The sequence below is a fragment of the Mycobacterium sp. 012931 genome, assembly GCF_000419295.1.
GTDB lineage: Bacteria > Actinomycetota > Actinomycetes > Mycobacteriales > Mycobacteriaceae > Mycobacterium > Mycobacterium marinum.
In genome coordinates, this window is record NZ_AOPX01000001.1 from 5,653,968 (window position 1) to 5,680,736 (window position 26,769).

Below are 26,769 nucleotides of genomic sequence, written 5' to 3' on the forward strand. Positions count from 1 at the left end.
GGTGGGTTGCGGTAGAACAAAGCACATGCCAATTCTGCGGCGAGTTGCTGGTGTGGTGTTCGGCGTCTGTCTATTGGCAGGGTGCGCAGCGCTGCACCCACCGCAACAATCCTCCGCACCGACCGGACCGGACGGCAAGGGCACCAAGGCAGATGCGGTGATGAAGGTCGTCCGCGACTTCATGGGGCCAGCTCACCTGCGGTCGGTGATCGTTCGAGTCAGCGTGGATGGCAAGGAGATCGTCACCGAGGCCGTGGGCGATTCGATGACCGGTGTACCGGCCAGCACCGACATGCACTTCCGCAATGGCGCGGTCGCCATTTCCTACGTGGCGACGCTGTTGCTCAAGCTGGTCGACGAACACAAACTGAGCCTCGACGACAAATTGTCGAAGTGGTTGCCCGATTTTCCGCACGCCGACCGGGTCACTTTGGGCCAACTCGCCCAGATGACGTCGGGGTATCCGGACTACGTCCTGGGTAACGATGAATTCGGCGACGCGCTTTATGCCGACCCGTTCCGGCAGTGGACGCCCCAGGAGCTCCTTGCACAGATATCCTCTCGGCCATTGCTCTACGAACCCGGCACGAACTGGAATTATGCGCACACCAACTACGTGCTGTTGGGGCTGGCGCTGGAGAAGGCCACCGGCCAAGACATGGCGACGCTGCTGAAACAGAAGGTGCTTGCGCCACTGGGGCTGACTGCCACCGCCAACTCCGAAACACCCAGCATCCCCGACCCGGCCCTGCACGCGTTCAGCGCGGAGCGTCGCGCGTTCTTGAAAATCCCGGCGGATACCCCGTTTTCCGAGGAGTCGACGTTCTGGAATCCGTCCTGGACCATCACTCACGGAGCCATCCAAACCACCACTATCTACGACATGGAGGCCACGGCGGTAGGCATCGGATCAGGCAAGCTGCTCTCGGCGGACTCCTACCAGAAAATGGTGTCCACTGCGCTGCGTGGCAAGACCCGCGCCCAGCCCGACTGCCCCACCTGTTTCGGGCAAAGCGAGGGTTACACCTACGGCCTGGGGATCGTCATCTCCGGCCACTGGTTGCTGCAGAACCCCTTGTTCTCCGGGTACGCGGCCACCGAGGCGTACCTGCCATCGCAACGAGTCGCGATCGCGGTCGCCCTCACCTACACCCCCGAGGCCTTCGACGACGAATGCAACTACCCCAACCAAGCGGATATCTTGTTTCGCAAGATCGCCGCGGCACTAGTCCCCGATGACGCCCCACCGATGCCGCCAGGGAGATAGCCAATGAAAGTTGTCGCACCTCGGATCAGATGCATTGCCACCGTCGCCACCTGCGTCCTGTCGCTAGCCACGTTGGCGGCGCCGGCCACAGCGGCGGCCGATCCGACCGTGACGCTGCCGCCGATGACTTCAACCGGCAGCGGACCGATCATCGGCGGCGGCAGTACATCGCTTGGGCAGCTCATCTCGCAGCAACTGATCAGCTTCGACAAACCTGACATCCAGGAGGTCGACGGCTCCGATGCCGCGCAATTCGTTGCGGCCGCGGCCGGGGTGGACGACCGTGAACTTGCCTCCGTTTTCCTGCTGCTGCAACGGGCGTTGGGATGCCAGCCGGACCCAGCAGGATCTGGTACCGGATTCGGGGCCCGCGCCTACCGTCGCAGCGACGGGCAGTGGGGTGGAGCGATGCTGGTCATCGCCAAGAGCACCGTCACCGACGTCGACGCCCTCAAGGCCTGCATCAAGTCCGGTTGGCGCCGGGCCACCGCGGGCGGACCGGATTCGATGTGCAACAGCGGTTGGACCTATCCCCCCTTCACCGGCCGCCGCGGCGGCGAAGGCTACTTCGTCTTGTTGGCCGGAACGGCCTCGGACTTCTGCAGCGTGCCCAACGCCAAATACCGAACGACGGCCAGCTCCTGGCCGATATGACGCCGAACTGAGGGGATCGGCCACCGCCGGGCGGTCCGGTACCCCATACCCGTACTAGGAATTTGCGGCTACGACGCCCGCCCGCCACACTCATCGCGGCAGGTGGGCCCGAGGGCACACCCTCAGACCGGCGCTCGACAACCGGTGCCGAGGCCAGGAGAACCTGCCCGCACGATTCTTGAGACATTCGGCTATAAAAATTGACATTGTCGTATCAAATTAGACATTCTCGTTTCGAGATTTTCGATATGACTTCAATGTCAAATCATTTGACTAATAGTATGAATTCCCTATTCGTGATGTCAGCGAAACCATTCATTGAAATACTGCTGCCCAAGTCAGCGAAACACGGAGGGCACTGTCAAATGTTGAATGCATTATCGCCAGACGCACAACAGGAATCGGGTGCCGCCTGCGCCATCCCCTCCAGCGGCGGAGCCCAACCCCAGTCCAGCACGGAGTCGGGCGGGCCCGCGAGTCACGACTACACCGACGCCATGACCCGTGACTTCTACGACCACGAGGACTCGACCTACCGCGGATTCTGGGATCCAGACGGCAGCCTGCATTGGGGTGTCTTCGAGGACGACGACACCGGGTTCATCGCCGGCTGCCAGCACTGGAACGAACAGATGCTGCGCGCCGCGCGCATCGGGCCGCAGTCGCGAGTGCTCGACCTTGGCTGCGGCAATGGGACCGTCTCCGCATGGCTGGCACGACAAACGGGTGCACAGGTCACGGGAATCGACCTGAGCGCCGTGCGGATCGCCAACGCGCAACGGCTGGCGGCGGACAATCCGCAGTTGCAGCTCGAATTCATGGCCAGCTCGGCGTCGGCGCTGCCATTCGCCGACGGCACGTTCACCCACGTCTTCAGCCAGGCCGTCCTCTACCACGTGCACGACCGCGAGCGAGCGCTTGCCGAGGTGGCGCGGGTACTGCAACCCCAGGGCCTGTTCGTGTTCGACGATCTGGTGACACCGCAGCGCCCGGTGAGCGCGCTCGCCCGCGAGGTGGTCTACGACCGGCTGCTATTCGAGCCAACGTTCTCGGCCGACGACTACCGCAAGGCCCTGGCCCGGCACGGCTTCGTCGTCTACGAGACCCGCGACCTGAGCCCACACCTGGCGCAAAGCTACAAACTGCTGGCGGATCTGGCCGAGCCATCGTGTCCACGGCTGGCCACGGCCTACCGACAGATCCCGGAAGTCATCCAGGACGCGGAGGTCGGCTGGAGCTTCTTCCTCGGCAAGAAAGTCGTCGACCGGCTGGAGTGGATCTACAACAGCGATCCTGACCTCAGCCTCGAACAGAAATATGACGCCTGGGCCGAAAGCTACGACTCCGACCTGCGCGATAACTATCAGGAGAATCCCCGTCGGGCGGCGGCGTTGTTGGCGGCGCACCTGCCCGAGCGCAGCGGACCCGTGCTCGATGCGGGTGCGGGCACCGGGTTGGTGGGCGAGGAACTGCACAAGCTCGGCTATGACAACCTGACCGCGCTGGATCGCTCACTCGGCATGCTTTCCCACGCGCGTGCCAAGAATGTCTACCGCGACGTGGTTCACGGCGCGCTGGGAGCAGCGCCGACCCTGTTTCCGGATCAACGTTTCGCGGCGATCGTCGCCGTTGGCGTCTTCACGTTCGCCCACGCCGGGCCGGAGGACCTCGCGGCGCTGGACCGGGTCCTCGAGCCCGGCGGCTGGCTGGTCATCGCGGTGCGCGCCGACTACCTCGATCAACATCGCACGCTAGAACAAACGCTCGCCAAACTCGGCTACCGGATCGAGGCACGCGACGAATACGAGATCTTTGACGCCGAGCCAATGGTCGCGCTCGGCTGCCGCAAGCCCATCAACGACGACGGCGCATCGCGATGAGCCGGATCAGACTGTTGCGCGCCAAGCTCCATCAGGTGCGGGTGACGCACCGCGAACGCGACTACGTCGGCAGTATCGCCGTCGACGTCGACCTGATGGAACAAGTCGGGATGCTGCCGTTGGAGGAAGTCGAAGTCGTCAACCTCGAAAACGGCAATCGGTGGTCGACCTACCTCATCCCGGCCGACCGTGGATCTTCGCGGATCTGCCCGAACGGGGGCGGGGCGCTGCTGTGCGAGCCGGGCGACCGGTTGATCATCTTCAGCTACGCAACCGTGCGCAGCGGCGTGCTGCGTCGCCGCCCGCACGTGGCTCGGGTATTGCTCAGCGACGCCGATAACCGCGTCGAGAGCTTGTTCGAACAAGTCCTCGAGCAGGACGACGACCGTCTTCGATACAGCGTGCGCGGCTGTTATGGGGACATCCCGGCCCAGCCCGATCTGCTACTGCGCGCCGAAACACAGCTGCTCGACGGGCCGCACTGATGCACAGCGACGTGGTCCTCGAGGTCTCCCCGCTCGGATCGGTTCGCTTGGACTTCGATGGGCGATCAACCGAACTGAGCCCGTGGTGGCTGCGAAGCCAATGCCCCTGCCGGAATTGCCGAACCGAAAGCGGACAGCGCACCACAGCAGCGACGGCGCAGGACACCCGGCTGGCCGAGCTGCGGCGTGGTCGAGGCCGCGTAGTCGAGGTCCTGTTCCGGGACGGACACCGCAGCACTTTTGCCGAAGAGGAGCTCATACGGTACGCGAACTGGCGCGAGCAACCACTGCCGTTCGGATTCGCCAGCAGATCCGCGCTTGGGCTCGAGCGGCGGCGCTGGGAACCCGACCCCGATGCGGCCACGATCGGTGACTGGCTCGGCGCCCTGGCGGACAACCGGGTGCTGGTGCTCGAGGGAGCCCCTACCCGGGTCGGAGTGGTAGGCCCGACGGCGGCCCAGATCGCGCCCGTCATGCCGACCATCTATGGCGACACCTGGCTGGTGCGGGTCGAAGACAGGCCGGTCAACATCGCCTATACCGCTTGCGCGCTGCCATTTCACCAAGACTTGTGCGCCTACGAGACGCCCCCCCGGCCTGCAGCTGCTGCACTGCATCGCGTTCGACGCCGCGGTAACCGGCGGGCAGACGTGGTTCTGCGACGGACTGGCCGCCGCCGAGCGGGTGCGGGCCCAAGCACCCGACGACTTCGAGACGCTGTGTCAGGTATGGGCGACGTTTGCGACGGTGAATCGCCAACAGCACATGGTGGTCCGAAAGCCCCACCTGGTGGTCGACGATCGCGCCAATCTGGTCGGCATCAACTGGGCGCCCCCGTTCGAGGGGGCGTTCGCCGGCGACCCGGCCGACGAGGAGCGCTACCGCCACGCCTACCAGACCTTCACCAGCGCCGTCGAGGACGGACCACGGCTGGCTCTGCGGCTGCAGCCGGGCGAGATCGTGGTGTTCCAGAACCGTCGCACGCTGCACGCACGCCAGGCATACACCCAGCCGACCGCATCGGCCCGACGCGTGCTGGAGGACTGCTACCTGTCGGCGGACGACGTCGCAAACCGATCTCGGCTGCTGGCGCGGACCCGTCCGGCACCGGTGGGGACGGGGCCGACGACATGACCTACCTGGGTCTACGCATGGAACTACTGCGTCGGCTGCTCACCTGGCAGGGCTGGATGGACGCTCCGTCATCGCGGCGCACCAAGGCATGGGGGGGCGGCGGTGCGCGCCCTGAGTCCGAACCAAACCGGGCCAGGCGCACTCGACCGGTTCGAGCAGGTACTTCCGCGGCTGCCACTTCCGTCGATCGAGGAGACGCTGCAGACGTTCATCGCCTCGGTGGACCCACTGCTGGACGCCACCGGACGGGCCGAAGTGCGCACCGCCGCGGACCAATTTCGCGGCAGTGACACCGCCGCATACCTGCAGGACCGCCTCGAGACACGGCGAGCCCGGCACGAAAACTGGCTGGCGGAGTACTGGGAGCACTACGCCTACCTCATCGACCGCCGCTCGCTGCTCTACAGCACCGGCTACACGGTCGACTCCCCGACGATGGCTCGCCTCGGCGTCTCCCAGCTGCAGCAGGCCGCCATGACAACGGTGGCCTTGCTCGACATTCGCCGCCGCCTCGCTGCGGGGCAGGTCGCGCCCCAGCGAATTCAGGGCGTGGTGCCGCTGTGCATGAAACAGCTCCGCAACTGCTATTCGATCGTTCGACTGCCCGGCATCGACGTCGACACCATCGAGCGCTTCGACGACCAACGCGCCATCGTGGTGCTGGTCAACGGACACTTCTTCGAGGTCGAGGTGATCTTTGACGAGGGCCGACGCGACATCTCCTACCCGCAGCTGTTGGCGGCCCTAGAAGAAATCCAGCAAGTGGCCACCGCGCTGCCGCCCGGTCCACCGATTCCCGCTCTGACTCTGGAACAACGCGATGTCTGGTCCCGGGCGCGGGCGGGGCTGATCCGGGACGGCGGGGTCAACGCCGACAGTCTCGACCGCATCGAGCGGGCTCTGCTGGTCGTCATCCTCGATGACGCCGAGCCCGAGGGGCTGACCGAGCTGGGGCGCACGTCGCTGTGCGGTACCGGCGCCAACCGCTGGCTGGACAAGTCGATGAACCTTGTTGTGTTCGCCAATGAGCGAACCGGCGGCATCATGGAGCACAGCAGAGGCGACGGCGAAGCGATGATGCTGCTGTGGGAGGAACGGCTGCTCTACGAGCGCCGCTTTGCCTCCGCGTTCGACCAGAAGCCGACGCCACCGCCATCGCCCCCGCGCCGCCTGGTGTTCGAGGTGACCCCCACCCTGGACCGGGCCATCAGCGCTGCCGTCGCCAATGCCCGCACCCTGATCGACGACGTCGACGTCTACGCCGATGACCTCGGCGCCGCCGGGGCCGCGGCAATCAAGGCGGCGCGCTGCTCCCCCGATGCCTTCATACAGTTGGCGCTGCAGCTCGCTTATGGCCGCCTGCATCCCGACCGGGGACCGTGCCTTACCTATGAGACGGCCACCACGCGGCTGTTCGCGGCGGGACGAACGGAATGCTTGCGCTCGGCAACCGCCCAAAGTCGGGCCTTCGTGCTGGCGATGATGGACCCCACCTGCACCAGGGCCCGCCGCGCCCGCCTGCTCCGGGCCGCCGCCAGCGCCCACCGCGCCAATCGGTTGCGGGCGATGCGTGGACGAGGCTGCGATCGCCACCTCCTCGGACTTTTCATCGAAGCACTGCGCGAGGGCAAGGACGTTGCGCTGTTCGGCACGGACGCGTGGAGCCTGCCGTTCGAGCTCGCGACGTCACAATCACCCGTGCGCCAGACGGCCGCCTGACGCCCGGAGAGCTCCTCGCGCGGGGTCGGGTTCCTGCCCATAACGCAAACGGGCTACGGCGTCTCATACGCCTTTGTCGGCGACGACGACGTGTACCTGTTCGTGAGTGCGTCCAACGGCTGCGACCAGACTTCCGCTCAGCGGTTCTGCGACGCCGTCGGGGCAGCCATGCGTGACATGCTGCGCGTTTTGAGCGGCCACGCCGAGCTGGCGACCACCCCGGCGCCCGCACCGGAATTACAGCTGCAGTGACCGACGCCCTCAGGCATCGCTGACCGCTCGCCGGACCACTGCGGCGTGGACGAGTGCCGCCAGCACACCGCAGGTCAACGTCACAACGGCGATCAGCATCGCGGCATCTTGAAATGAGCGAAGGTCGGCCATCCAGCCGGCAAGCGGGCCACCTGCCACCGTGCCGGCACTGAAGGCGAGGTTGTAGGCGGCCGCGGCCGTCCCGGGCCGCTGGGCTCCCCCCGCCGACTCCATGGCATCGGCAAGGGCGGGCATGATCGTCGCGATCATCGCCCCGAGGCCGGCCCCCAGCAAGACCAACGCGGCCGCTTGGATGCCCACCGCCGACGGCACGCCCATGACGGCCAAGGCGACACCGAGGGTGACCCAGCCCGCCGCCAGGACCGGCGCCCGGCGCCCGGCGTCTGATAGTCGGCCGGCGTACTGCGAGGTGACGATGAAGGCCACCGTGGTCAGCGCGAACAGCAACCCAACGGTTACCCCCGAGGCGTCGAAGCGGGCGACCAGGTCGATCGGCAGTGTTGCCTCGACGGCGCCCAGCGCGAGCCCCACCGCCAGGCCCGCCACCAGCCACGGGACCGCCAGGCCCGGAAACGCCCGCTCACCGGACCACATGCCCGGCCCCGACGCCTGGCCGCCCGCCGCCTGCGGTAGCGACGCGGCGAGGGCGGCCACCGCCAGCGCGGACAACCCGGCCGCGCCTAGAAAGGGCGCGTGGGGTCCGCTGGCCTCATAAGCCAGGCCGCCCAACGCGGGTCCGAGAAGCGCGCCCAGCGCGGTACCGATGCTCGCCAGCCCCACCGCGCGACCGCGCTGCTCACGCGGGAATATCTCGACCAGGGTCGCGTAGCCCGCCACCCAGGTTGCCGCCGCCGCACCACCCTGCAGTACGCGGCAGGTCACGAGTCCGACGGGGCTGCTGGCGTAACCGAACGCGAGCGTCGCCAGCATCAGGATGATGGCCCCGGACAGGAACACCTACCTGCTTCCGCGACGATCGATCAGCCATCCGGCCACGGGGGTCAGGACGAAATACGCCAACCCGTAGCACGCGAAGACCACACCCACACCCAAGAACTCGAGCCCGGCGGGTTTGGCCAACCTCGGCAGTACCGGCACGACGATGCCGTACACCAGCATGTCGATGAAGAACGTGAAGCCGACGGCGGCTAGGACCACCCGCCGCGAGGAGTCGGTCATCGTCGCGGTGACCGGCTCTATCCGCCCGATCGGGTGGCGCCACCCGGAACTTCGCGACTGCCGCCCCCGGCCTTCCGGCCCGGAAAGTGTCGGGCACCCGACCCGTGGTCGAGGCGAAGCCGCTCTCGAGCCGACCCGCTCGCTGTAGCGGTGACGCTTCTTTGATAACCGAGCAAGAAGCGTCACCACCATAAGAGAATATTGTCGTGGAACGTCGGCATGGAAGTGGGGTTATCACCGAAAAGGATGCCCGAATGATGGGGCAACGACCCGATCCGGAAATCCATTTCGTAAGCACTCCGTAAATTGCGTGTGACGCCATACCGCCGTCAGCCCAAATATCGGCACCACTCACCGGCCGGCAGCCGTCCGAGCATCGATGAGCTGTCCTGGCCAGCAAGCCGCCGCAGCTTATTGGATAGTCCCAGCTCGGTGGGGCGATGCCGGATTCCGGACATACCGCATACCCGTATGTCTGTGCGGCCAAAGGTCTCGGGAAGGCACGGGCGCGACTATCGCGCCCAGCATCGGCGGACGCCGCGGCCAAACGATCGACGTGGCCACGGCGGAGTCGTACGGTGTACATGCGCCGCAGTGATCACCACGGCTGACGGAGAACTGAAGGAGGACCATGACGCCCCCATCCAGCGAATCCTCGGCCGCAGGCAGGCGCCATCACGTCGTCATCATCGGAAGCGGATTCGGCGGACTGAGCGCGGCCAGAGCGCTCAAGCGGGCCGACGTCGACATCACCCTCATCTCGAAGACGACCACTCATCTGTTCCAGCCGCTGCTGTATCAAGTGGCCACCGGGATCTTGTCCGAAGGTGACATCGCCCCGACCACGCGGCTGATCCTGCGCAGGCAAAAAAACGTGCGGGTCTTGCTGGGTGAGGTCATAGGCATCGGCCTGAACGCGCAGACGGTCACCTCGAAGTTGATGGACATGACGATCGTGTCGCCCTATGACAGCCTCATCGTGGCGGCCGGCGCGCAGCAGTCCTACTTCGGCAATGACGATTTCGCCATCTTCGCCCCCGGCATGAAAACCATCGATGACGCGCTGGAGCTGCGCGGCCGCATCCTCGGCGCGTTCGAAGCCGCCGAAGTCGCCACCGATCACGACGAGCGCGAGCGGCGCCTGACCTTCGTCGTGGTCGGGGCCGGGCCCACCGGTGTCGAACTCGCCGGAGAGATCGTGCAACTCGCCGAGCGCACCCTGGCCGGGGCATTTCGGACCATTACCCCCAGCGAATGCCGGGTCATCCTGCTGGATGCCGCGCCAGCGGTGTTGCCGCCCATGGGCCCGAAGTTGGGCCTTAAGGCGCAGAAAAAGCTGGAAAAGATGGACGTCGAAATTCAGCTCAACGCGATGGTGACCGCCGTCGACTACAAAGGCATCACCGTCAAGGACAAGGACGGAACCGAGCGCCGCATCGACTGTGCGTGCAAGGTGTGGGCGGCGGGGGTGCAGGCCAGTCCGCTGGGCAAGATGATCGCCGAGCAGTCCGATGGAACCGAGACGGACCGCGCCGGACGCGTGATCGTGGAACCCGACCTCACCGTCAAGGGGCACCCGCACGTCTTCGTGATCGGCGACTTGATGTCGGTACCCGGCGTACCCGGGATGGCCCAGGGCGCGATCCAGGGAGCGCACTACGCCACCAAGACCATCAAGCAAGCGGTGAAAGGTCACGACGACCCGGCCAACCGCAAGCCATTCCAGTATTTCAACAAGGGCAGCATGGCACTTATCTCCCACTACAGTGCCGTCGCCAAAGTCGGCAAGGTGGAGTTCGCCGGCTTCATCGCCTGGCTGGCATGGCTGTTCCTGCATCTGCTGTACCTGGTGGGCCACCGCAATCGCGTCGCCGCCGCGTTCTCTTGGGGGCTAGCCTTTTTGGGCCGCACTCGCGGTCAGATGGCGATCACCAGCCAGATGGTCTACGCCAGATTGGCGATGCGCTATCTTCAGGCGCGGACCGAAGAAGACGCGCTGTCGGCGGCCGAACACGCCGAACAGGCCGAGCAACGGGCGACCGGTTGATGCGGCGAAATTCGCCCTAGCACAACGGCTTTAGCGGGTGCATCCGCGTTGCCGCTAGCCGAGTGCCTGATCAATATCGGCGATCAGATCCTCGGCGCCCTCCAGCCCGACCGAAATGCGCACCACTGCGTCACCGAGCCCGATCGCGGCGCGACCCTCCGGGCCCATCGCCCGGTGCGTCGTGGTTGCCGGGTGGGTGATCAACGATTTGGTGTCGCCGAGGTTATTGGAGATGTCAATCAATCTCAGCTTGTCGAGCACTTCGAAAGCGCGCCGCTTGGCCGCACTTTCCGGGGCGTCGAGTGCAAACGTCACCACGGTTCCGCCGCCAGACATCTGACGCTTGGCCAGGTCATACTGCGGATGTGAGGGCAGATACGGATAACGCACCCATCGCACCGCGGGGTGGCCCTGCAGAAACTCGGCGATGCGCAGCGCCGAGGAATTACTATGCCGAACCCGAATCGCAAGCGTATCAAGACCTTTGAGTAGAATCCAGGCGTTGAAAGCGCTGAGCGCCGGACCGGTGTGGCGCATCAGCTTCTGCACCGGCCCATCGATGTAGTCCTGGCCGCCAAGAATGGCACCGCCCAGCACCCTGCCCTGACCGTCGATGTGCTTGGTACCCGAGTACACCACCACATCGACCCCGAGCGGAATTCCCTGCTGCAGCAGCGGAGTAGCAAAAACGTTGTCCAGCACAACTTTTGCGCCCGCGGCATGCGCCAGCTCGGTCACCGCGGCGATGTCGACCAGCGATTGCATCGGGTTGGACGGCGTTTCGAAGAACACCGCCTCGGTGGGCACCGATAGCGCTTGCTCCCACTGCTCGAGGTCGTCACCGTCAACGAACACCGTTTCCACGCCCCAGCGCGGCAGGATCTCGTTGCACACCACAAAGCACGACCCGAACAGACTGCGAGACGCCACCAGCCGGTCGCCCGCACCCAGCAGCGCACCCAGAGCGGTGAATACCGCTGCCATACCGCTGGCCGTGGCGAACACGGCCGGAGCTGCTTCGATCAGCCGAAGGCGTTCTTCGAACATGGCCACGGTCGGATTGCCGTAGCGCGAGTACAAAAAGTGGTCGAGTTCGCCGGCGAACGACTGCTCGGCCATCGCGGCCGACTCGTATACGTAGCCCGAGGTCAGATACAGCGCTTCGGCGGTCTCGTCGAATCCAGACCGCAACATGCCCCCGCGCACGCCGATGGTGGCCTGGCTGACGCCATCGGGCAACTTCCGGGGATTCTTGGGCCGCTCGGCCTCTGGCACCGACCGATCGTCGGTCACGGGCGCAGTCCTGCGACACAAGCCGTCGTCGGCATCGCCAGCATCGGCAGCGCCTCCACGTACTTGTCGACGCAGGTCATCGCGGCTTCATCCCTGCCGCCAGGGCAAGCCGACCGCCCGCCAGCCCACCACACCTCGATGCCCCTGGGCGTCCAGGTGTCCTTCGAACCCGTCCAGCACGTTGTAGGCCGGCGTGATCCCCGCCGCGGTCGCGGCTTCTGCGGCGCCGATCGAGCGGGCGCCGGAGCGACACAGGAAAACGACGGGCCGCTCCCCCTCCGCGGTGGAACCCGCTGGCGCGACGGCATCCTGCAGTTCGGTGAGGAAGTCCGCGTTGGGCCTACCGTCGAGAGTGCTCCATTGGATGTAGATCGCGTCCCGGCCAAGGCTCGACAGGTCCGGTACGCCGACGAAATGCCACTCGGCGGTGGTGCGCACGTCGACCAGCACCGCCGCAGCGTTGTCGCGCAGCATCGTCCAGGCCTCGAGCGGCGTGATATCTCCCGCGTAACTCACCCGCGTGAGTCTCGCACATTCAGCCGGTGCACGACCTCGCGGGCGCAATCGCGAGCGACAGCGACATCGGGTGCGGTGGCCAGTGCCACGCCGAGGCCGGAGGAACCGGCACGCGGACGCCCGAACACCCGGACATCGCTTTCGGGCACGGCGAGTGCCGCGGCCAGCGCATCGGCGCCCGGCACCGGACCAACGGTCGCCGCACCGATCAACCGAGCGGCACCGGGTGACACCATCAACGTGTCCGCCGCAAAGCCCAAGATCGCCCTTGCTTGCAACTCGGAGACAGAAAAGCGCTGGCTAAGCAGGGTAACCCGCGCGGTATCCCTCGGGAATGGTTGGACGTCGGCAAAGTAGACCTCGTCGCCGTTGACCATCAACTCGACACCGAAAACCCCACATCCCCCCAGCGCCTTGACGATGCGGGCGGCGATCGACTTCGCCGCATCGAGTGCGGCCACACTCACCTTCTGCGGCTGCCAGGATTCCTGGTCACCACCGTCGCCACCGTGGCCGATGGGTGCGCAGAAGTCGATGCGCGGACCTTGCGGCCCCTGGCTGCACACCGCGATCAAAGTGACCAAAAACTCGACCTCAACCTGGGTCTCGGCCCACACCCGGGGTGGGGCTCCCGCAGGCCCGCCCGCGACAGCCCGCGCCCAGGCGGCCTCCACTTCGTCGGGCCCACGGACCAAAGACCGCCGCGGACCGTCGGCGCCGGCTACCGGCTTGACGAGCAGCGGGTAGCCCACGTGTGCGGCGACCGCCTCGAGCCCGCCAAGGGATCCGACGAACCAGAACGGCGCGGTGGGCAGGCCGAGCTGGTCGGCGGCCAGCTTGCGCAGGGCCTCGCGATCGCCAGCAAGCCGGACACACCGGGCGCTGGGCACCAGCCCGATCGACCCGCCTTCGGAGGGCGCGCGGTCAGCCAGGGCGTCGAGGGCAGCGACGCTCACCGCGTCGGTAAGCGGCACCACAAGATCCGGCCGTAGCCGCGTGAAGACCACCTTCAGCTCGTCGGCATCGGTCATCGCCACCACCAGCGCCTGATCGGCGACGCGGCGCGCGGGCGCATCGGCGTCTGTGTCAACGGCGATCACCTCGGCTCCAAGGCCCTGCAGCGCGATCGTCAGCTCGCGGCCCTGCTCGCCACCTCCCAAGAGCACGACCCGAGGCCTGACGTGGACGTCGGCTTCGGCTCGCCGTGGTGTCCCAACGGGCGGAACCGCGATGGTGGTCGTCTTGTCGCCTTCGGGAGCGTTGGCGCCTTCGGTCGCCGGGCGTTGATGCTTGCCGATGGCTTCGTCGTGTCCTTCGGTCAAGCCGTCAGTCACCAGCTCACCCTCTCGCTCGGAATTTCATCCCTGCCGCTCAAGGATAGGGGCGCCAGATGGAGCAGCGAACGGCGCTAGGACTCCTCTACCAGAGGGCTCTATAGGAGAACGGCGCTTCCGTGCTCATTTTTTGACAAATTGTGTAACTCTGCAAACAGCTCGCTGTGTAACTTGGCCATAAGGAGGTGGGGGCGAGTGAGCGACGAGCGATGGTCCGAGGTACCCGAAATCTGACGGCCGCAGGCGCGGACTGAACCGGTCAGCGCGGCCCCATCCGATTTCAGCGGCAACGGGGGCCTTCGCGGTCCCACCCAATCCGTCGAGGAGAAGCCGATGTTCCTGACGACGCAGCCTGAGACGCTGGCACCAGCCAACGTCGCTCGGGTCGTCACCGACGCGGCTTCCCACGCCCAAGACGCCGTCGCCGGCGTCGCCGCGGCCAGCCGGGGAGGTAGGCCGCAATGACCATGGGGATGGACTTCGGGGCGCTGCCCCCGGAGATCAATTCCGCCCGGATGTATGCCGGTCCGGGCTCGGCCCCGCTGGTGCAGGCGGCCCGGGCCTGGGGGCGGCTGGCAAACGAACTGAACGCCACGGCCGCCTCCTATTCTTCGGTGATCGCCGGGCTTGGCGCCGCTGACTGGCAAGGCCCCTCGGCACTGTCAATGGCGGCCGCCGCGGCCCCCTATGTGGCGTGGATGCGGTCCACCGCCGCACAGGCCGAGCAGGCCGCGGCCCAAGCCATCAGCGCCGCCAACGCCTACGAGTCCGCGCACGCGGCGATCGTTCCTCCTGGCCAGATCGCGGCCAATCGCAGCACCATGCTGTCGTTGGTGCGGAGCAACATTTTCGGGCAGAACACCCCGGCGATCGCAACCAGCGAAGCCGACTACAGCGAAATGTGGGCCCAGGACATCGTCGCGATGGACGGCTACGCCGGCACCTCGGCGGCCGCGACGGACTTGGCACCCTTCACCTCGCCACCTGCGACAACCACCGGGACCGAAGCGCTCAGCGCGGCCACGGTGCCGGCGGCCGCCGCCGCTGCCGCACCGGCGGAAACCAGCATTTTGCCCCTCCTCCAGTCGTTCCTGCCCGCCCCGTTCAACGCCATACCAAACCCATTCGAGGACCTCGACCTGCTGGTCCTCGCAGCCGTGGTGGTCTCCCTGGGCGCCTTGGGCGTCTCCGCGATTCAGCTCGGCGAGGTGTACCGCCACGACATCGTCGACGAAGACGAGAACGCTCCGCTCTGCGGCGGGGAGTACGACGAGCTACCGGCCGCGGGCCTGAGGAACCCGGACCGAGACGCCATCACCACACCGGGCGGGCAACGGCCGGCGAGCCCGCCGTCGCCGCCGGTGGCTGCACTTTCGGGCTACTCGGCCAACATCGGCGGACTCTCGGTGCCACCGGCCTGGAATCTTCCTCCGGCGGTGCGCCAGGTGGCGGCGATGTTCCCCGGCGCAACCCCGATGTATCTGACCGGCGGGTCCGATGGCCAATACACCGGTATCGCGGCGGCGGGGATAGCCGGGGCCAGCCTGGCCGGTTTTGCCGCCCGGGGCAGCGGTTCGGCACCCGCGCCAACCACGGGAGCGCCATCAGCGGGCGGCGGTGGGGCCGCGGCGGCCGCCAGACCGGCCGCGAACACCCCATCGGTTCCGGCCGCCGCCGCCGCGGCAAACATTCCGGGGTTGCCCTCTGGTCTACCGCCGGGGGTCGTCGCCAACCTGGCGGCCACCCTGGCGGCAATTCCCGGAGCGACCATCATCGTGGTTCCGCCCGATCCGAACGCCGCCCAATAACCCCACCGCGACGGCCGGCGACCGGCCCGAACTGCCGCACGCCCGTCACCAACTTCGGTTGCGGGCTTGCAGATAGTTGTCAATTACGGTTGCCTACTCTAGCGAGCGTCGCTAATATACATAGCCGGGTGCGCATGTGTGCATGCGTAATCCGTCCCTATAAAATAGATTCGCTATGCATTTATGTGCCGGAGGCATGGTTGCCTGACATTGATTCATGTCGTCGGGGCCAGCCGAGTGCACCGTCAAGCGCGCGAACGACCGCGTCCAGTGGACCGCAGCGTCCAGATGCGAAGGAGTACCGGAGTACCAATGCCCCGAAAGAGCGCAACGTTTCGCAAAGTACCCAGGGAACGCCGGAGCCCTGGTCATCTGTTCCAACCCCATCCAGTCGGCCGATTTGAGGTCGACAGCCAGCGCCGCCTCGCTGCGCGGAAAGGTGGGCACGCGGTAGCGGTCCGCGAGCGGCCAACACATTGGGGTACTGCGGTGTGATGACGACGGCACCCAGGTCGTAGTCGCGACCATCGACTTCGACCGAGCAAGCCTTGCCCCCCACCTGTTGCGCGCCTTCGAACACGGTGACGTCGTCGTAGCCGCGATCTCGCAACCGCACCGCGGCACTCAGTCCGGCGGCTCCGGCGCCGACTATCGCGATCCGCTTGGTCATGATGCATCCGCCGCGGTACCGGTGGGCCCCGCCAACGTCGGCCGACCGGGAGGGCGCAACGGCATTGACGATTTCCTCTCCAAGGATCTGACGCTCAGCCCGGATCGGTTGATCCGCGACGACGGGGCCGAGCCGATCTCGGCACCAGCTACATTTAGCATCGCTAAAAATTCGTGTACAACTCGCATTTAAAACGCGGGGAACTTGCCGTCGGCAATTGCGAGAACATCGACGTTGTTGCTCATTTTCTTTCGGTGATCCGCCGCCGGAGCCAAACCTGATGTCGCCAATACTCGCCGCCCGCTCGTAGCACCGCCCGCCGAATTTGGCCCGAATTGTTCAACCATCCGCTCGGGACAGCTCGCGGGAGACACCACCACCAGAGGGTGTCCGCGGATCGCCAGAGCCCGGACCGGACTCCGGGCCCAGCCGCCCTAAAGTTGGCCTTTGGCTACATAATCCGCACAGCACGTCTACTCGGATGGCACGCCACCGCCGTGGGACGTGCGGCAATCCCGGCGACCCTAGCTGGCGAGCGGCGCCCGAGCCGGCACCCCCCGCCGCGCCACCGCGACCGCGTTGACCAGCCGTTCCGCCGCCGCGCGCGGCGCCCAGAAATGCGAATAGAACGCGATCGAGAATTTGTGTTATCCATAGCGCTCTAGAAACATCCGAACGATGGGTCTAGAGGGAGTATTGACTGCCGACATCAATTGTTGAGGCAACGATTCTTGCGGAAAGAACAACAACGCGTGAAGTGTCACGAGTGACCACATTTGACAAGCTATTCGGCCCGCCGTACGACGCGATTCGCCCGCGTCGGAATCGACGTGTGGGGCGCAGAGCTGCGAGCGGCCACGGTGCCCACGTCGAGGTCGTCGAGTCCGGCCCCAGTATCGCTGCCCGGGTGGTCTCGCTGGCATCCCGACTGACGGTCCGCCCGGTTATTGCGGTCGCTAGCCACTTCCCGCACCTACCGTGGCCGTGGAGCCTGGTCGATTTCGCGCTGCTGCCCATCACCTGGGCATCGGGCATCATCGGGGAAAGGGTGAGCCTGCCAAATGCCTCGGGACATCTGGTCCGCGCGTCGGGCGTGCCACCGCCAGACGGCAGCCGTCGGGTAGTCCTTTACATGCACGGCGGCGCCTTCCTGAAGGGTGGAATTCACTCGCACGCCAGGCTCGCCGGCACGCTGTCAAAATTTGCGGACTCACCTCTTCTGGTCGTGAACTATCGGCTGGTGCCCAAGCACACGGTCGGGATGGCGCTCGAGGATTGTCATGACGCGTACCTGTGGCTGCGGCTGCGCGGACATGCCCCGGAGCAGATCGTGCTGGCCGGCGATTCTGCGGGCGGCTACCTCGCGTTTGCCTTGGCGCAGCGCCTGCGAGCACGCGGCGAGGAACCGGCCGCCCTGGTGGCAATCTCACCACTGCTGCAGCTGGCAATGCGGTCCAAGAAGGCCCATCCCAACATCAAGTCAGACGCGATGTTTCCGGCCAGGGCGTTCGATGCGCTGGTCGCCATCGTTGCGGGCGCTGCCGCCCGCAACGAAACCGCCGGCCGGCGTGAAGAAATCTACGAGCCGCTCGAACACATCGCCCCCGGCCTGCCCCCTACCCTCATCCACGTCTCTGGGGCCGAAGCGCTCTTGCACGACGCACGGCTGGCCGCGGGCAAGTTGGCGGCAGCGGGGGTTCGGGCCGAGGTTCGCGTCTGGCCCGGCCAACTGCACGACTTCCAGGTGGCCGCGCCGATGCTGCCCGAGGCGACGTACAGCCTGCGCCAGATCGGCGAGTACATCCGCCAGGCGACGGGCTAGGGCTGGTCCGGTAGCAGTCGCACCATCAGACCGTTGGCTTCGGCCAACAACACCTCGTCGGCGTCGACCAGTTCCGCGGCCACGAACGCCTTGCGGCCCTCGGTGCGGGTGACCCGCCCACGCACCAGCAACGGGGTATCGATCGGGGTGATCCTGCGGTAGTCGACGTGCAGGAAGGCGGTTCGGCTAATGGGCCGTGCCGCCGCGTGCGAGATCATGCCGAACATGTGGTCAAACAACAGCGGCAGCACGCCACCGTGCACCGCCGAGTTGCCGCCGACATGGAATCGGCTGAACGATCCCCGCATTTCCACACCGTCGGGGGCGTAGCGGGTCAATGTCCACGGTGGCAGCAGCAGGCTGCCCATGCCGGGCAGATCGGGTGTTCGCCCGGCGGGCCCTTGTCCCTCATCGGCCTGGAACGGACCGAGCAGGCTTGCCAGTGCGTCGGCCTGCTCGGCGGCTTGGTCCCACACGCCGTCACCGGGATCGGCAGACACGGCCAGATCCTGCAATCGGCGCATCGCTGCCACGAATCGGCCAAAGCCAGGACCGGGGCTGGCGGGTGCGTACTCCGGGAACCCGCCGTGATGCTCGTATTCGGGATCGACTTCTTCCCCGGATCCTTCCGATCCGAGCGAAGAATAATGGGTCACGCGCGTTCCTGCAGGATGTCCCGTCGAACGATGGTCTGGTCCCGTCCGGGACCGACACCGATGCACGAAACCGGCGCTCCGGCAATCTCTTCGAGCCGCAGCACATAGTCGCGGGCCTTGGCCGGCAGGTCGTCGAATTCGCGTGCCGCCGAGATGTCCTCCCACCAGCCCGGTAGCTCCTCGTAGACCGGTTTGGCACGGCACAGATCGCTTTGGGTCATCGGCATCTCACTGGTGCGTTTGCCGTCGATCTCATATCCGACGCACACCGGCACCGTTTCCAGGCTGGAGAGCACGTCGAGTTTGGTCAAGAAGTAGTCGGTGATGCCGTTGACCCGGGTGGCGTAGCGCGCGATGACGGCGTCGAACCAGCCACAGCGGCGGCGCCGGCCGGTGGTGACGCCGAATTCGCCACCGGTCTTGGACAGGTATTCGCCGCTCTCGTCGAACAGCTCGGTGGGGAACGGGCCGGAGCCCACCCGGGTGGTGTACGCCTTGAGAATCCCCAACACCGTGCGAATCCGGGTGGGTCCGATGCCGGAACCAACGGCAGCCCCGCCGGCCGTCGGATTGGAGGACGTCACGTACGGGTAGGTGCCGTGGTCGACGTCGAGCAGGGTGCCCTGGGAACCTTCCAGCAACACCGTCTCGCCGGCCTCCAGCGCGTTGTTGAGCAGCAAGCGAGCGTCGGCGATGCGATGGCGGAAACCCTCGGCCTGCTCCAATAGCGACTCGACCACCTGGTCCGGATCCAGCGCCTTGCGGTTGTAGATCTTGACCAGCACCTGGTTCTTGAATTCGAGGGCCGCCTCGACCTTGTGCGCGAGCTGGTCGGTGTCGAGCACATCGGCCACCCGAATGCCCATTCGGGCGACCTTGTCCTGGTAGCACGGGCCGATACCGCGACCGGTGGTCCCGATTTTCTTGCTACCCATGTAGCGCTCGGTCACCTTGTCGATGGCCACGTGGTACGGCATCAGCAGATGCGCGTCCGCGGAGATCAACAGCTTGGAGGTGTCGACCCCGCGATCTTCCAGCCCTTTCAGCTCGCTGAGCAGGACCCCTGGGTCTATCACGACTCCGTTGCCGATCACGTTGGTGACCCCCGGCGTCAGCACGCCGGACGGAATGAGGTGCAACGCGAAGTTCTCGCCGGAGGGCAAGACCACGGTGTGCCCGGCGTTGTTACCGCCCTGGTAGCGCACCACCCACTGCACCCGTCCACCGAGTAGATCGGTGGCTTTACCTTTGCCCTCGTCGCCCCACTGGGCTCCGATGAGGACGATTGCCGGCATGACGCGCTCCCTGGTCTCACGGGTTAAGCCCGCTTGTTTTATTGTGTTCCAGCCGGTGACCTACCCTACCCAGGAGGTCAGGAGGAGCTTCAAGAATGGGCAGCAATATGGGGGTGAAATCGGCCGCGAACACGCCAAGCATGGCGGTACTGGTGTTCGATGGTCAAGCCGTGCCCGCCGCACTGACCGGCCTGCCGGCCCATCAAGTCGGCGATTCCGCCTCCATCGACGCCGCGCTGGCCGCCTACCCACGGCTCGCTGTGATCGGCGGTGATGCCGACCTGGCCGCGATGCTGACCCGGCTACTGCGGACCGACCGACTCGACATCGAGGTGGCCTATGTGCCGCGCCGGCGCACCACAGCGACCCGGGTGTACCGGTTGGCCGCGGGACGCCGCGGCGCATGGCGCGCCCGGCGCGGCAGCGCGGGGCGGGTGCCGCTGATTCGCGACGAAACCGCGACGGTGATCGTCGGCCGCGCCCGCTGGCTACCCGCCGATGACGAGCAGACGATCCACGGCGAGGCGGTCGTCGACGACAACACGCTGTTCGACGGCGACATTGCCGGTGTCTACATCCAGCCGACGCTGGAGCTTCCCGGCCTGCGGGCCGCCTTGCACGAGCGCAGACCATGGCGACGTTGGATTGGCGGACGCGCCGCCCAGCTGGGCACCAGCGGCGCCCGAGTGATCCGCGACGGTATCCCGGCACCCCGGGCCGTGCGGCGCTCCACGTTCTACCGCAACGTCGAAGGCTGGCTGCTGGTCCGGTAGCTTTCGACCGGTGAGCGAAATGGGCCTGCACGAGTCGGTGCGACCCAGCCCGATCTTTCTGGGCCTGGTCGGGCTGACGACAGTTGGAGCGGCGCTGGCCTGGCTGGCGGGATCCAGCGTCCGCCCCTTGGCGTATGCCGGGGTGTTCGTCTTCGTCATCGCCGGCTGGCTGGTCTCGCTATGCCTGCACGAGTTCGGGCATGCGTTCACCGCCTGGCGATTCGGTGATCATGACGTCGCGGTGCGCGCTTACCTGACCCTGGACCCGCGGCGCTACAGCCACCCCGCGCTGTCGCTGCTGTTGCCGATGGTTTTCATCGCGTTGGGCGGAATCGGACTACCGGGTGCCGCGGTGTACGTGCGGACGTGGTTCATGACGCCGACCCGGCGCACCTTGGTCAGTCTGGCGGGGCCGGCCGCCAACGTGGTGCTGGCGGTGTTGCTGCTTACCGCAACCAGATTGTTCTATGACCAGGACCACTGGGTGTTGTGGGCCGGAGTGGCGTTCCTGGGTTTTCTGCAGATCATGGCGGTGGTGCTGAACCTGCTGCCGATCCCCGGTCTGGACGGCTACGACGCATTGGAGCCCCATCTGAGCCCACAGACTCAGCGCGCGCTGGCACCCGCCAAGCAATTTGGCATCTTCATCCTGCTGTTCTTGCTCTTGGCGCCGGTACTCAACCAGTGGCTGTTCGAGTTTGTCGGTTGGGTCTTCGATTTTTCCGGGGTGCCCCATCTACTGGCGATGGTCGGCAACTCGCTGACCCGCTTCTGGAGTCAGTGGATCTGACCGCGGTTGCAATATATGCATAAGTAAGCATATATTGCTCTGCCATGGGCGCTGGACACAATCACACCCCCGCTACGGCCTACGCCTCACGGATGATTCCCCGGATGGTCTGTGCGGCGACGATCCTGGCGATGTTTTTCGTGGTGGAACTGACCACCGCATGGCTGATCAATTCGATCGCGCTGCTCGCCGATGCGGGCCACATGCTCACCGACGTGGTCGCGGTGTTCATGGGACTGGCTGCCGTCATCCTGGGCAGGCGGGGCAGCTCGTCACCAAACCGCACCTACGGCTGGCATCGCGCCGAGGTGTTCACCGCGGTCGCCAACGCGGCGCTGCTCATCGGGGTCGCGCTGTTCATCGTCTATGAAGCGATCGATCGCCTGCGCGAGGCGCCCTCGGTGCCCGGCCTGCCGATGATCGTGGTGGCACTCGCCGGCCTGTCCGCCAACATCGTGGTTGCGCTGCTGCTGCGTTCGCACGCCGATAGCAGCCTGGCGGTCAAGGGCGCCTACATGGAAGTGGTCGCCGACACCGTCGGCAGCCTCGGTGTGCTGGCCGCGGGCGTGGTTACGGTCACGACCAGCTGGCCTTACGCGGACGTTGTGGTCGCCGTGCTGGTCGCGCTGTGGGTGGCACCGCGGGCGGTCTCGTTGGCCCGCGCCGCGCTACGAATCCTTTCCGAATCCTCGCCGAGACATATCGACGTCGACGAGCTTCGTTCGGCGCTGCGCGCCGTGTACGGCGTGACCGAGGTGCACGACCTGCATGTGTGGACGCTGGCCCCCGGCAAGGACATGGCTACCGCCCACCTGACCAGCAGCGCGGACTCCGCGCGGGTGCTGCACGACGCGCGGGCCGTGCTCTCCGACCGTGGGCTGCACCATGCCACGGTCCAGATCGAGCACACCGCGGGCATCCAGGAATGTCCCGATAGCTGTTCGGACGCGGTGCCCGCGATCGGCTGAGCCAAGCGGGCCCGCTTCGGCCAGCCTGCCTACCCGACAGCGGGGTCGCGGGCGTGCCGACCGCCGTGCGCCCAGGCGGCCAAATCCGGCGGAGCCAGTGCGGCGACACGCTCCTCGTATCGCTGTTGCTCAGCCCCACAAAGGATCTCCCGCCACTCACCCCGACCCCCCGCCCGAAAGAAGCGCTCGTTACTACGCCACACACCGTCTGTGGCGTTGGGAGCGAAGTCGAAAGCGCGCTCCCGCATGGCATCCAGCGTGGCGTAGGCGGCCAGCTTCCGGGCGCGAGCACACCCCAGCTCAATACCGAGCACCTCGGCCAGCCGGATCAGCTCACCCACCAAATCCGCTTGATAGTCGGCAAAGTGGAACATGGCGACGTTGGGCAGATGGCGCCGCTGCCAGAGCGAGCCGAAGTGATGCAGGATGGCGGCCAGGGATCCGATCTCGGTAGGCGGCCGAAACCGCATCTCCGACGACGGCACGGCCGCCGCGTCCATCCAGCTTCGGAACGCCTCAATCCGGTCAGGGGCGCAATCCAAGGTGAGCCGGAAGTCGGCGCCTGACTGAACAAATCGCTGGTGCGGCATCGCCGTCACTTCGGGGGTCCGCAATGCGCTGGCTTCCACGTTAGCCCACTGGAACAGCTCCGATACCGCGGCGTCACGCGGATCGCGGCCCACACCGATGTAGGTAACCCGATCGTCGAGCACCAGACCATCCAACGGCGTGTGAGTCTTGATGAACCGGCGATGCCGCTGCGCATCCAGGGCCCTCACCACATCCTCGATCGGGCGAATCGTCTGGTCGAGCCACGGTGACACCCTCGACATTGGCGCCGGCAGCTGCGGGCCGTTGAAGACGAGCAGTGAGACCAACCGCTGGGTCCAAGTCACGCCGCATTTCCACGGCGCGGAAATGACGATGTCGCCCTCGCGCAGTTCAAGCGCGTACCAACGCAGGTTGTCGCTCATCAACGAGCGGTACAGGACAGGTCCGGCCATCTAGGGCAACTTCTCTCGATCGTGGCCCCACTCGCCACGAAGCATTTGCGCTGACTTGTTGCCGATACCGACGGGATGTGAGCCCAACTTGCCCACATCCCGTCGGATCGGCGTCTCACTGTGCCGGTCAGAAGCCAACTCTCACTCGGTGAGTTCGTTGGCGCTGAACACGTAGCACGAGTGGGTGCTCTCTTTCTCGCAGAACAACACTTCGTGGGACATACCCTCACCTCCTGTCGGTGCTCGACGATGCACGTCGGCGCAGCCTATATACAAAAACGTATGGTTGTCCATACGAAATAGTTCGTACCAGGGCAGTGGAGGCAGCACCCGACGGGCGACGATGCCGCAGGAGAGGCCGAGATGGGCTTGCGCCCTTAGTGATTCAGTTGCCGTCGGCAACCCGCCGACCGGCCTTAGAGCGGCTTGCGAGCCTCAATGAGTGCCCGGGTTGAATGTGTGACAAACGAGCCTTCGGACTGGATATGGTCGTGCAGCGCCCGCAGCTGATCGTGGTAGCACTCGACGGTGAAGTCCGGCAGAAACCAGATCACCTTTCGCAGAAAATAGATGACGGCCCCGACGTCGAAGAACTCCACCCGAAGCCGCTCGATCCGCATATCGACGATCTCGAGGCCGGCGCCGGTGATTTCCGTGCGCACCCGGTCGGCGTACTGATCGGGCCGGCCGTGCTGTCGCGGCCCCAGGAAATGCTCGCGCAGGCTCCACAACGTGGCAGGCCCGACGTGCTGGGCAAAATACGTGCCACCCGCCTGCAGCACCCGGGCGACCTCTCCCCAGCACAGGTTGGACGGGTGACGGCTGGTCACCAAGTCGAACGCGGCGTCCGTGAACGGCAACGGCGGCTTGTCACCGGTGGCGACCACCACCACACCCAACGGATGCAGCAGCTTGGTGGCCAGAGCCGCGTTGGGCGGCCATGATTCGGTGGCGGCCATGGTGGTCGGGAAGTTGCCCGCACCGGCTAACACCTCGCCGGCGCCGGTTTCCAGGTCCAAGGCGGCCGTCGCGTTCGCCAGACGCTGACCTAGCAATCGTTGATAGCCCCATGACGGTCGTTCTTCGGTCGCGCGGCCAACCAACCAAGAGAAGTCCCAGCCCGCCACGGGCACTGACGTAGATTCGGCCACCAGATCGTCGAACGTTCTTGCCACGCCTCACGTTATCAAGGCTTCTCAGGGCTTCGGGGCTCCTTATTGGATGGCGAACCGCACGAAGGGTGCCGCGAAGTGGCTTCGGTGCATGACACACGGATGCCCGCGAAGCGGCTAGCGTCGCCAAGCTCGGAAGTGTCGGGATAACGCCTGGGCCCGGTTCGCAGCCTCGACGGCCGGCGCCAGTTGGCCAGCAAGCCGCCCAGCAAGCAGAGTTGCTCGCCTAGAACCCGAGCACCGAACGGGCCGTCGGGTCGCAATCGTCGAGCAGGTCCAAACACCGCCGGTACTCGTCGGTCTCGCCGATGGAGTCAGCGGCACGCGCCAGAGCGGCCACGCACCGCAGGAAGCCTTGGTTGGATTCGTGCGCGTAGGGCACCGGCCCGAAGCCTTTCCAGCCGTTGCGGCGCAACTTGTCCAGGCCACGGTGATAGCCGGTGCGCGCGTACGCGTAGGCGGTGATGACCTTGTCGTCGTCGAGCGCCTCCTCGGCAAGCGCCGCCCAGGCCACCGACGCCGACGGATGGGCGGCGGCGACGGTGGCGGGACTTTCGTCTGCCAGCAACTTCTGCTCAGCCTCACTGTCGGGGGGCAGCAGAATAGGATCGGGCCCCAGAAGATCACCCATCGACGTCATGGGCGTCATTTTGCCAACCGCTTTGGGCGTGGCCAAACCCGCCTGCCTGGCCGCCACTCAAACGGTTCCTAGCTCGGCAATCACCCCAAGCGGGGGTAGGGTCGCTAAGCTCCAACCTACCCACTCAATAGCGGGAGGAAAGCAGCACTCATGCCCAACGCACCCGAGCCCGACCGCGACGGGACCGAAACCAGGGACGCAGCGGCCGGGGAAGCAGGCACCGAGAGCTTTCCCCTGATCCCCGATGACACTGAAACCGAGACTGTGGTCATCTCCAAGGCTGATCCCGTTACCGATCCCGAACCGTCAGGCGCGGACGCGCAACCTGAGCGGCGCTTCACCGCGCCAGGCTTCGACGCCAAGGAGACCCAGGTCATTGCGACCGCACCCGAGCCGGCCACCGAGGTGTTCCAAACCCACCAAGCGCCGCCCGCTGGCCCACCGCCAATCGGCATGCCACCGAAAACTGCGGTGCCGCAATCGATCCCGCCGCGCGATAGCGGCAGACCGGCTGCCCTGAAACAGCACAACTGGGGCTGGGTACTGGCAATTGTCGTGATCGTGTTGGCGTTGGCGGCGATCGCCATCCTGGGCACCGTCCTACTGACCCGCAACAAGCACCCGAACGTGTCCCAGGAAGACCGGGTGCGCCAAACCATCCAGCACTTCGACGCCGCGGTGCAGACCGGCGATCTAACCGCTCTGCGCAGCATCACCTGCGGTACCACCCGCGACGGCTATGTGGACTACGACGAACGCTCGTGGGACGAAACCTACCGCCGGGTCTCAGCGGCCAAGCAATATCCGGTCATCGCCAGCATCGACCAGGTCGTGGTCAACGGCCAGCACGCCGAGGCCAACATCACCACCTTCATGGCCTACGACCCGCAGGTTCGTTCGACGCGCAGCCTTGATCTGCAGTTCCGCGATGATCAGTGGAAAATCTGCCAGTCACCGAGCAGCTAGTAGCGCACGCCGCAGCTTCCACCGGGCAACAATTCTCCCGCTCGACCCGCCTGCGCTTCGCGCAAAATCTGTTGCACTGCAATAACTTTCAAATATGACCGCGGTTAGCACTGGCCCCGGGTGCGCCAGCGCGCATTTTCCAGGTCCAACCATTTGTGGCCAATTCCCGGACTCGATCAAGAACAGATTCGCCGCGGGGGCTTTCGGCGGCGACCGGTTGCACTGTTCGTCGAGGAACCACGACTCCCCCGAGGCATTCCCCATCCAGCCCCATCCAGCGGGACCCACGTCGCACCGGCCGCGCCGGGCAAGCTGCGTCCCGCCAGGATTGAGGCGGGCTTCACGACGGTAAAAGGCGCGCAGTGATCCGCTCGCAATGACCTCGACTATTCGTTTACCACCGCCGGGGGTCTACCCTGTGAGT

At 66.0% G+C, this 26,769-nt stretch carries 24 protein-coding genes and 3 pseudogenes; 16 read left to right on the forward strand and 11 right to left on the reverse strand.

Annotated features, from left to right (window positions below; all coding sequences use genetic code 11):
- The first annotated feature begins 25 nt into the window (after nt 1-25).
- From MMSP_RS24765 to MMSP_RS29180, 8 genes and pseudogenes are all read left to right on the forward strand, one after another.
- Nucleotides 26-1,267 (forward strand): serine hydrolase domain-containing protein, encoded by a 1,242-nt coding sequence (locus tag MMSP_RS24765; RefSeq protein ID WP_020788804.1) that lies wholly within the window; start codon nt 26-28, stop codon nt 1,265-1,267.
- 3 nt (nt 1,268-1,270) lie between these two features.
- Nucleotides 1,271-1,921 carry a hypothetical protein gene (locus tag MMSP_RS24770; RefSeq protein ID WP_020788805.1) on the forward strand — a complete coding sequence of 217 codons (651 nt, stop codon included), beginning with the start codon at nt 1,271-1,273 and terminating at the stop codon, nt 1,919-1,921.
- 365 nt (nt 1,922-2,286) lie between these two features.
- Complete coding sequence (locus MMSP_RS24775; RefSeq protein WP_015354385.1) at nt 2,287-3,801, forward strand: methyltransferase domain-containing protein; 1,515 nt, start codon at nt 2,287-2,289, stop codon at nt 3,799-3,801.
- Nucleotides 3,798-4,286: an aspartate 1-decarboxylase gene (locus MMSP_RS24780; RefSeq protein WP_020788806.1), complete on the forward strand. Its 489-nt coding sequence runs from the start codon at nt 3,798-3,800 to the stop codon at nt 4,284-4,286. Before MMSP_RS24775 ends, MMSP_RS24780 begins: the two co-directional genes overlap by 4 nt.
- A pseudogene (locus MMSP_RS29170) lies at nt 4,286-4,465 on the forward strand (gamma-butyrobetaine hydroxylase-like domain-containing protein); the annotation flags it as partial. The gene MMSP_RS24780 and the pseudogene MMSP_RS29170, both read left to right, overlap by 1 nt.
- A 307-nt stretch (nt 4,466-4,772) precedes the next feature.
- Nucleotides 4,773-5,420, forward strand: a complete 648-nt coding sequence (locus MMSP_RS29175; RefSeq protein ID WP_232022747.1) for a TauD/TfdA family dioxygenase — start codon at nt 4,773-4,775, stop codon at nt 5,418-5,420.
- A 219-nt stretch (nt 5,421-5,639) separates the two neighbouring features.
- Nucleotides 5,640-7,238, forward strand: a pseudogene (locus tag MMSP_RS24790) (choline/carnitine O-acyltransferase); the annotation flags it as partial.
- Between the two features lie 3 nt (nt 7,239-7,241).
- Nucleotides 7,242-7,391 carry a hypothetical protein gene (locus MMSP_RS29180; protein ID WP_232022920.1) on the forward strand — a complete coding sequence of 50 codons (150 nt, stop codon included), beginning with the start codon at nt 7,242-7,244 and terminating at the stop codon, nt 7,389-7,391.
- A gap of 9 nt (nt 7,392-7,400) precedes the next feature.
- On the opposite strand, the gene MMSP_RS30035 is transcribed toward MMSP_RS29180, so the two are convergent.
- Together MMSP_RS30035 and MMSP_RS30040 are read right to left on the reverse strand one after the other, a co-directional pair.
- Nucleotides 7,401-7,931 (reverse strand): MFS transporter, encoded by a 531-nt coding sequence (locus tag MMSP_RS30035; protein ID WP_369797366.1) that lies wholly within the window; start codon nt 7,929-7,931, stop codon nt 7,401-7,403.
- Nucleotides 7,914-8,783, reverse strand: a pseudogene (locus tag MMSP_RS30040) (MFS transporter); the annotation flags it as partial. The gene MMSP_RS30035 and the pseudogene MMSP_RS30040, both read right to left, overlap by 18 nt.
- 439 nt (nt 8,784-9,222) lie before the next feature.
- On the opposite strand from MMSP_RS30040, the gene MMSP_RS24800 reads away from it, so the two are divergent.
- Nucleotides 9,223-10,638 carry an NAD(P)/FAD-dependent oxidoreductase gene (locus MMSP_RS24800; RefSeq protein ID WP_020788814.1) on the forward strand — a complete coding sequence of 472 codons (1,416 nt, stop codon included), beginning with the start codon at nt 9,223-9,225 and terminating at the stop codon, nt 10,636-10,638.
- A gap of 54 nt (nt 10,639-10,692) precedes the next feature.
- On the opposite strand, the gene MMSP_RS24805 is transcribed toward MMSP_RS24800, so the two are convergent.
- The 3 genes from MMSP_RS24805 to purT all read right to left on the reverse strand — a co-directional run bounded on the left by MMSP_RS24805 (nt 10,693) and on the right by purT (nt 13,781).
- Nucleotides 10,693-11,913: an O-succinylhomoserine sulfhydrylase gene (locus MMSP_RS24805; RefSeq protein WP_174524080.1), complete on the reverse strand. Its 1,221-nt coding sequence runs from the start codon at nt 11,911-11,913 to the stop codon at nt 10,693-10,695.
- A gap of 105 nt (nt 11,914-12,018) precedes the next feature.
- On the reverse strand, nt 12,019-12,447 hold the full coding sequence (locus MMSP_RS24810; protein WP_012392641.1) for a rhodanese-like domain-containing protein: 429 nt from the start codon (nt 12,445-12,447) through the stop codon (nt 12,019-12,021).
- On the reverse strand, nt 12,444-13,781 hold the full coding sequence (purT, locus tag MMSP_RS24815) for a formate-dependent phosphoribosylglycinamide formyltransferase (protein ID WP_020788816.1): 1,338 nt from the start codon (nt 13,779-13,781) through the stop codon (nt 12,444-12,446). Before purT ends, MMSP_RS24810 begins: the two co-directional genes overlap by 4 nt.
- A 333-nt stretch (nt 13,782-14,114) precedes the next feature.
- Here purT and MMSP_RS29445 point away from each other — a divergent pair, with 333 nt between their 5' ends.
- Both MMSP_RS29445 and MMSP_RS24820 read left to right on the forward strand, forming a co-directional pair.
- Nucleotides 14,115-14,246, forward strand: a complete 132-nt coding sequence (locus MMSP_RS29445) for a hypothetical protein (protein ID WP_015354378.1) — start codon at nt 14,115-14,117, stop codon at nt 14,244-14,246.
- Nucleotides 14,243-15,589, forward strand: coding sequence for a PPE family protein (locus MMSP_RS24820; RefSeq protein ID WP_020788817.1), 1,347 nt, complete (start codon nt 14,243-14,245; stop codon nt 15,587-15,589). The genes MMSP_RS29445 and MMSP_RS24820 overlap by 4 nt, the downstream gene beginning before the upstream one ends.
- 181 nt (nt 15,590-15,770) lie before the next feature.
- Here the strand turns inward: MMSP_RS24820 and MMSP_RS24825 are convergent, their stop codons facing one another.
- Complete coding sequence (locus tag MMSP_RS24825; protein WP_036426955.1) at nt 15,771-16,259, reverse strand: NAD(P)-binding protein; 489 nt, start codon at nt 16,257-16,259, stop codon at nt 15,771-15,773.
- Between the two features lie 766 nt (nt 16,260-17,025).
- On the opposite strand from MMSP_RS24825, the gene MMSP_RS24830 reads away from it, so the two are divergent.
- Nucleotides 17,026-18,081, forward strand: a complete 1,056-nt coding sequence (locus MMSP_RS24830) for an alpha/beta hydrolase fold domain-containing protein (protein ID WP_020788819.1) — start codon at nt 17,026-17,028, stop codon at nt 18,079-18,081.
- On the opposite strand, the gene MMSP_RS24835 is transcribed toward MMSP_RS24830, so the two are convergent.
- Nucleotides 18,078-18,737, reverse strand: coding sequence for a PaaI family thioesterase (locus MMSP_RS24835; RefSeq protein ID WP_036426956.1), 660 nt, complete (start codon nt 18,735-18,737; stop codon nt 18,078-18,080). The genes MMSP_RS24830 and MMSP_RS24835 overlap by 4 nt on opposite strands.
- Nucleotides 18,734-20,032 (reverse strand): adenylosuccinate synthase, encoded by a 1,299-nt coding sequence (locus MMSP_RS24840; RefSeq protein ID WP_012392636.1) that lies wholly within the window; start codon nt 20,030-20,032, stop codon nt 18,734-18,736. Before MMSP_RS24840 ends, MMSP_RS24835 begins: the two co-directional genes overlap by 4 nt.
- A gap of 95 nt (nt 20,033-20,127) precedes the next feature.
- On the opposite strand from MMSP_RS24840, the gene MMSP_RS24845 reads away from it, so the two are divergent.
- The 3 genes from MMSP_RS24845 to MMSP_RS24855 are packed head-to-tail and all read left to right on the forward strand — an operon-like array spanning nt 20,128 to nt 22,563.
- Complete coding sequence (locus MMSP_RS24845) at nt 20,128-20,805, forward strand: hypothetical protein (RefSeq protein WP_020788821.1); 678 nt, start codon at nt 20,128-20,130, stop codon at nt 20,803-20,805.
- A gap of 10 nt (nt 20,806-20,815) precedes the next feature.
- A complete protein-coding gene (locus MMSP_RS24850; RefSeq protein ID WP_020788822.1) occupies nt 20,816-21,595 on the forward strand; it encodes a site-2 protease family protein in 780 nt (259 codons plus the stop codon).
- A gap of 44 nt (nt 21,596-21,639) precedes the next feature.
- The gene (locus MMSP_RS24855) at nt 21,640-22,563 is read left to right on the forward strand and encodes a cation diffusion facilitator family transporter (RefSeq protein WP_036426957.1); all 924 of its coding nucleotides are present in this window, start codon (nt 21,640-21,642) and stop codon (nt 22,561-22,563) included.
- Nucleotides 22,564-22,592: 29 nt separating this feature from the next.
- Here MMSP_RS24855 and MMSP_RS24860 read toward each other — a convergent pair whose 3' ends face one another.
- The 3 genes from MMSP_RS24860 to MMSP_RS24870 all read right to left on the reverse strand — a co-directional run bounded on the left by MMSP_RS24860 (nt 22,593) and on the right by MMSP_RS24870 (nt 25,379).
- Entirely contained in the window at nt 22,593-23,567 is a 975-nt protein-coding gene (locus MMSP_RS24860; RefSeq protein WP_020788824.1) for a sulfotransferase domain-containing protein, read from the reverse strand.
- 416 nt (nt 23,568-23,983) lie between these two features.
- Nucleotides 23,984-24,742 carry a methyltransferase domain-containing protein gene (locus tag MMSP_RS24865; RefSeq protein WP_020788825.1) on the reverse strand — a complete coding sequence of 253 codons (759 nt, stop codon included), beginning with the start codon at nt 24,740-24,742 and terminating at the stop codon, nt 23,984-23,986.
- Nucleotides 24,743-24,965: 223 nt separating this feature from the next.
- Entirely contained in the window at nt 24,966-25,379 is a 414-nt protein-coding gene (locus MMSP_RS24870) for a DUF3151 domain-containing protein (protein ID WP_036427538.1), read from the reverse strand.
- Nucleotides 25,380-25,529: 150 nt separating this feature from the next.
- Between MMSP_RS24870 and MMSP_RS24875 the strand changes: the two genes are divergently transcribed.
- A complete protein-coding gene (locus MMSP_RS24875) occupies nt 25,530-26,345 on the forward strand; it encodes a hypothetical protein (protein ID WP_020788827.1) in 816 nt (271 codons plus the stop codon).
- Nucleotides 26,346-26,769 lie beyond the last annotated feature (424 nt).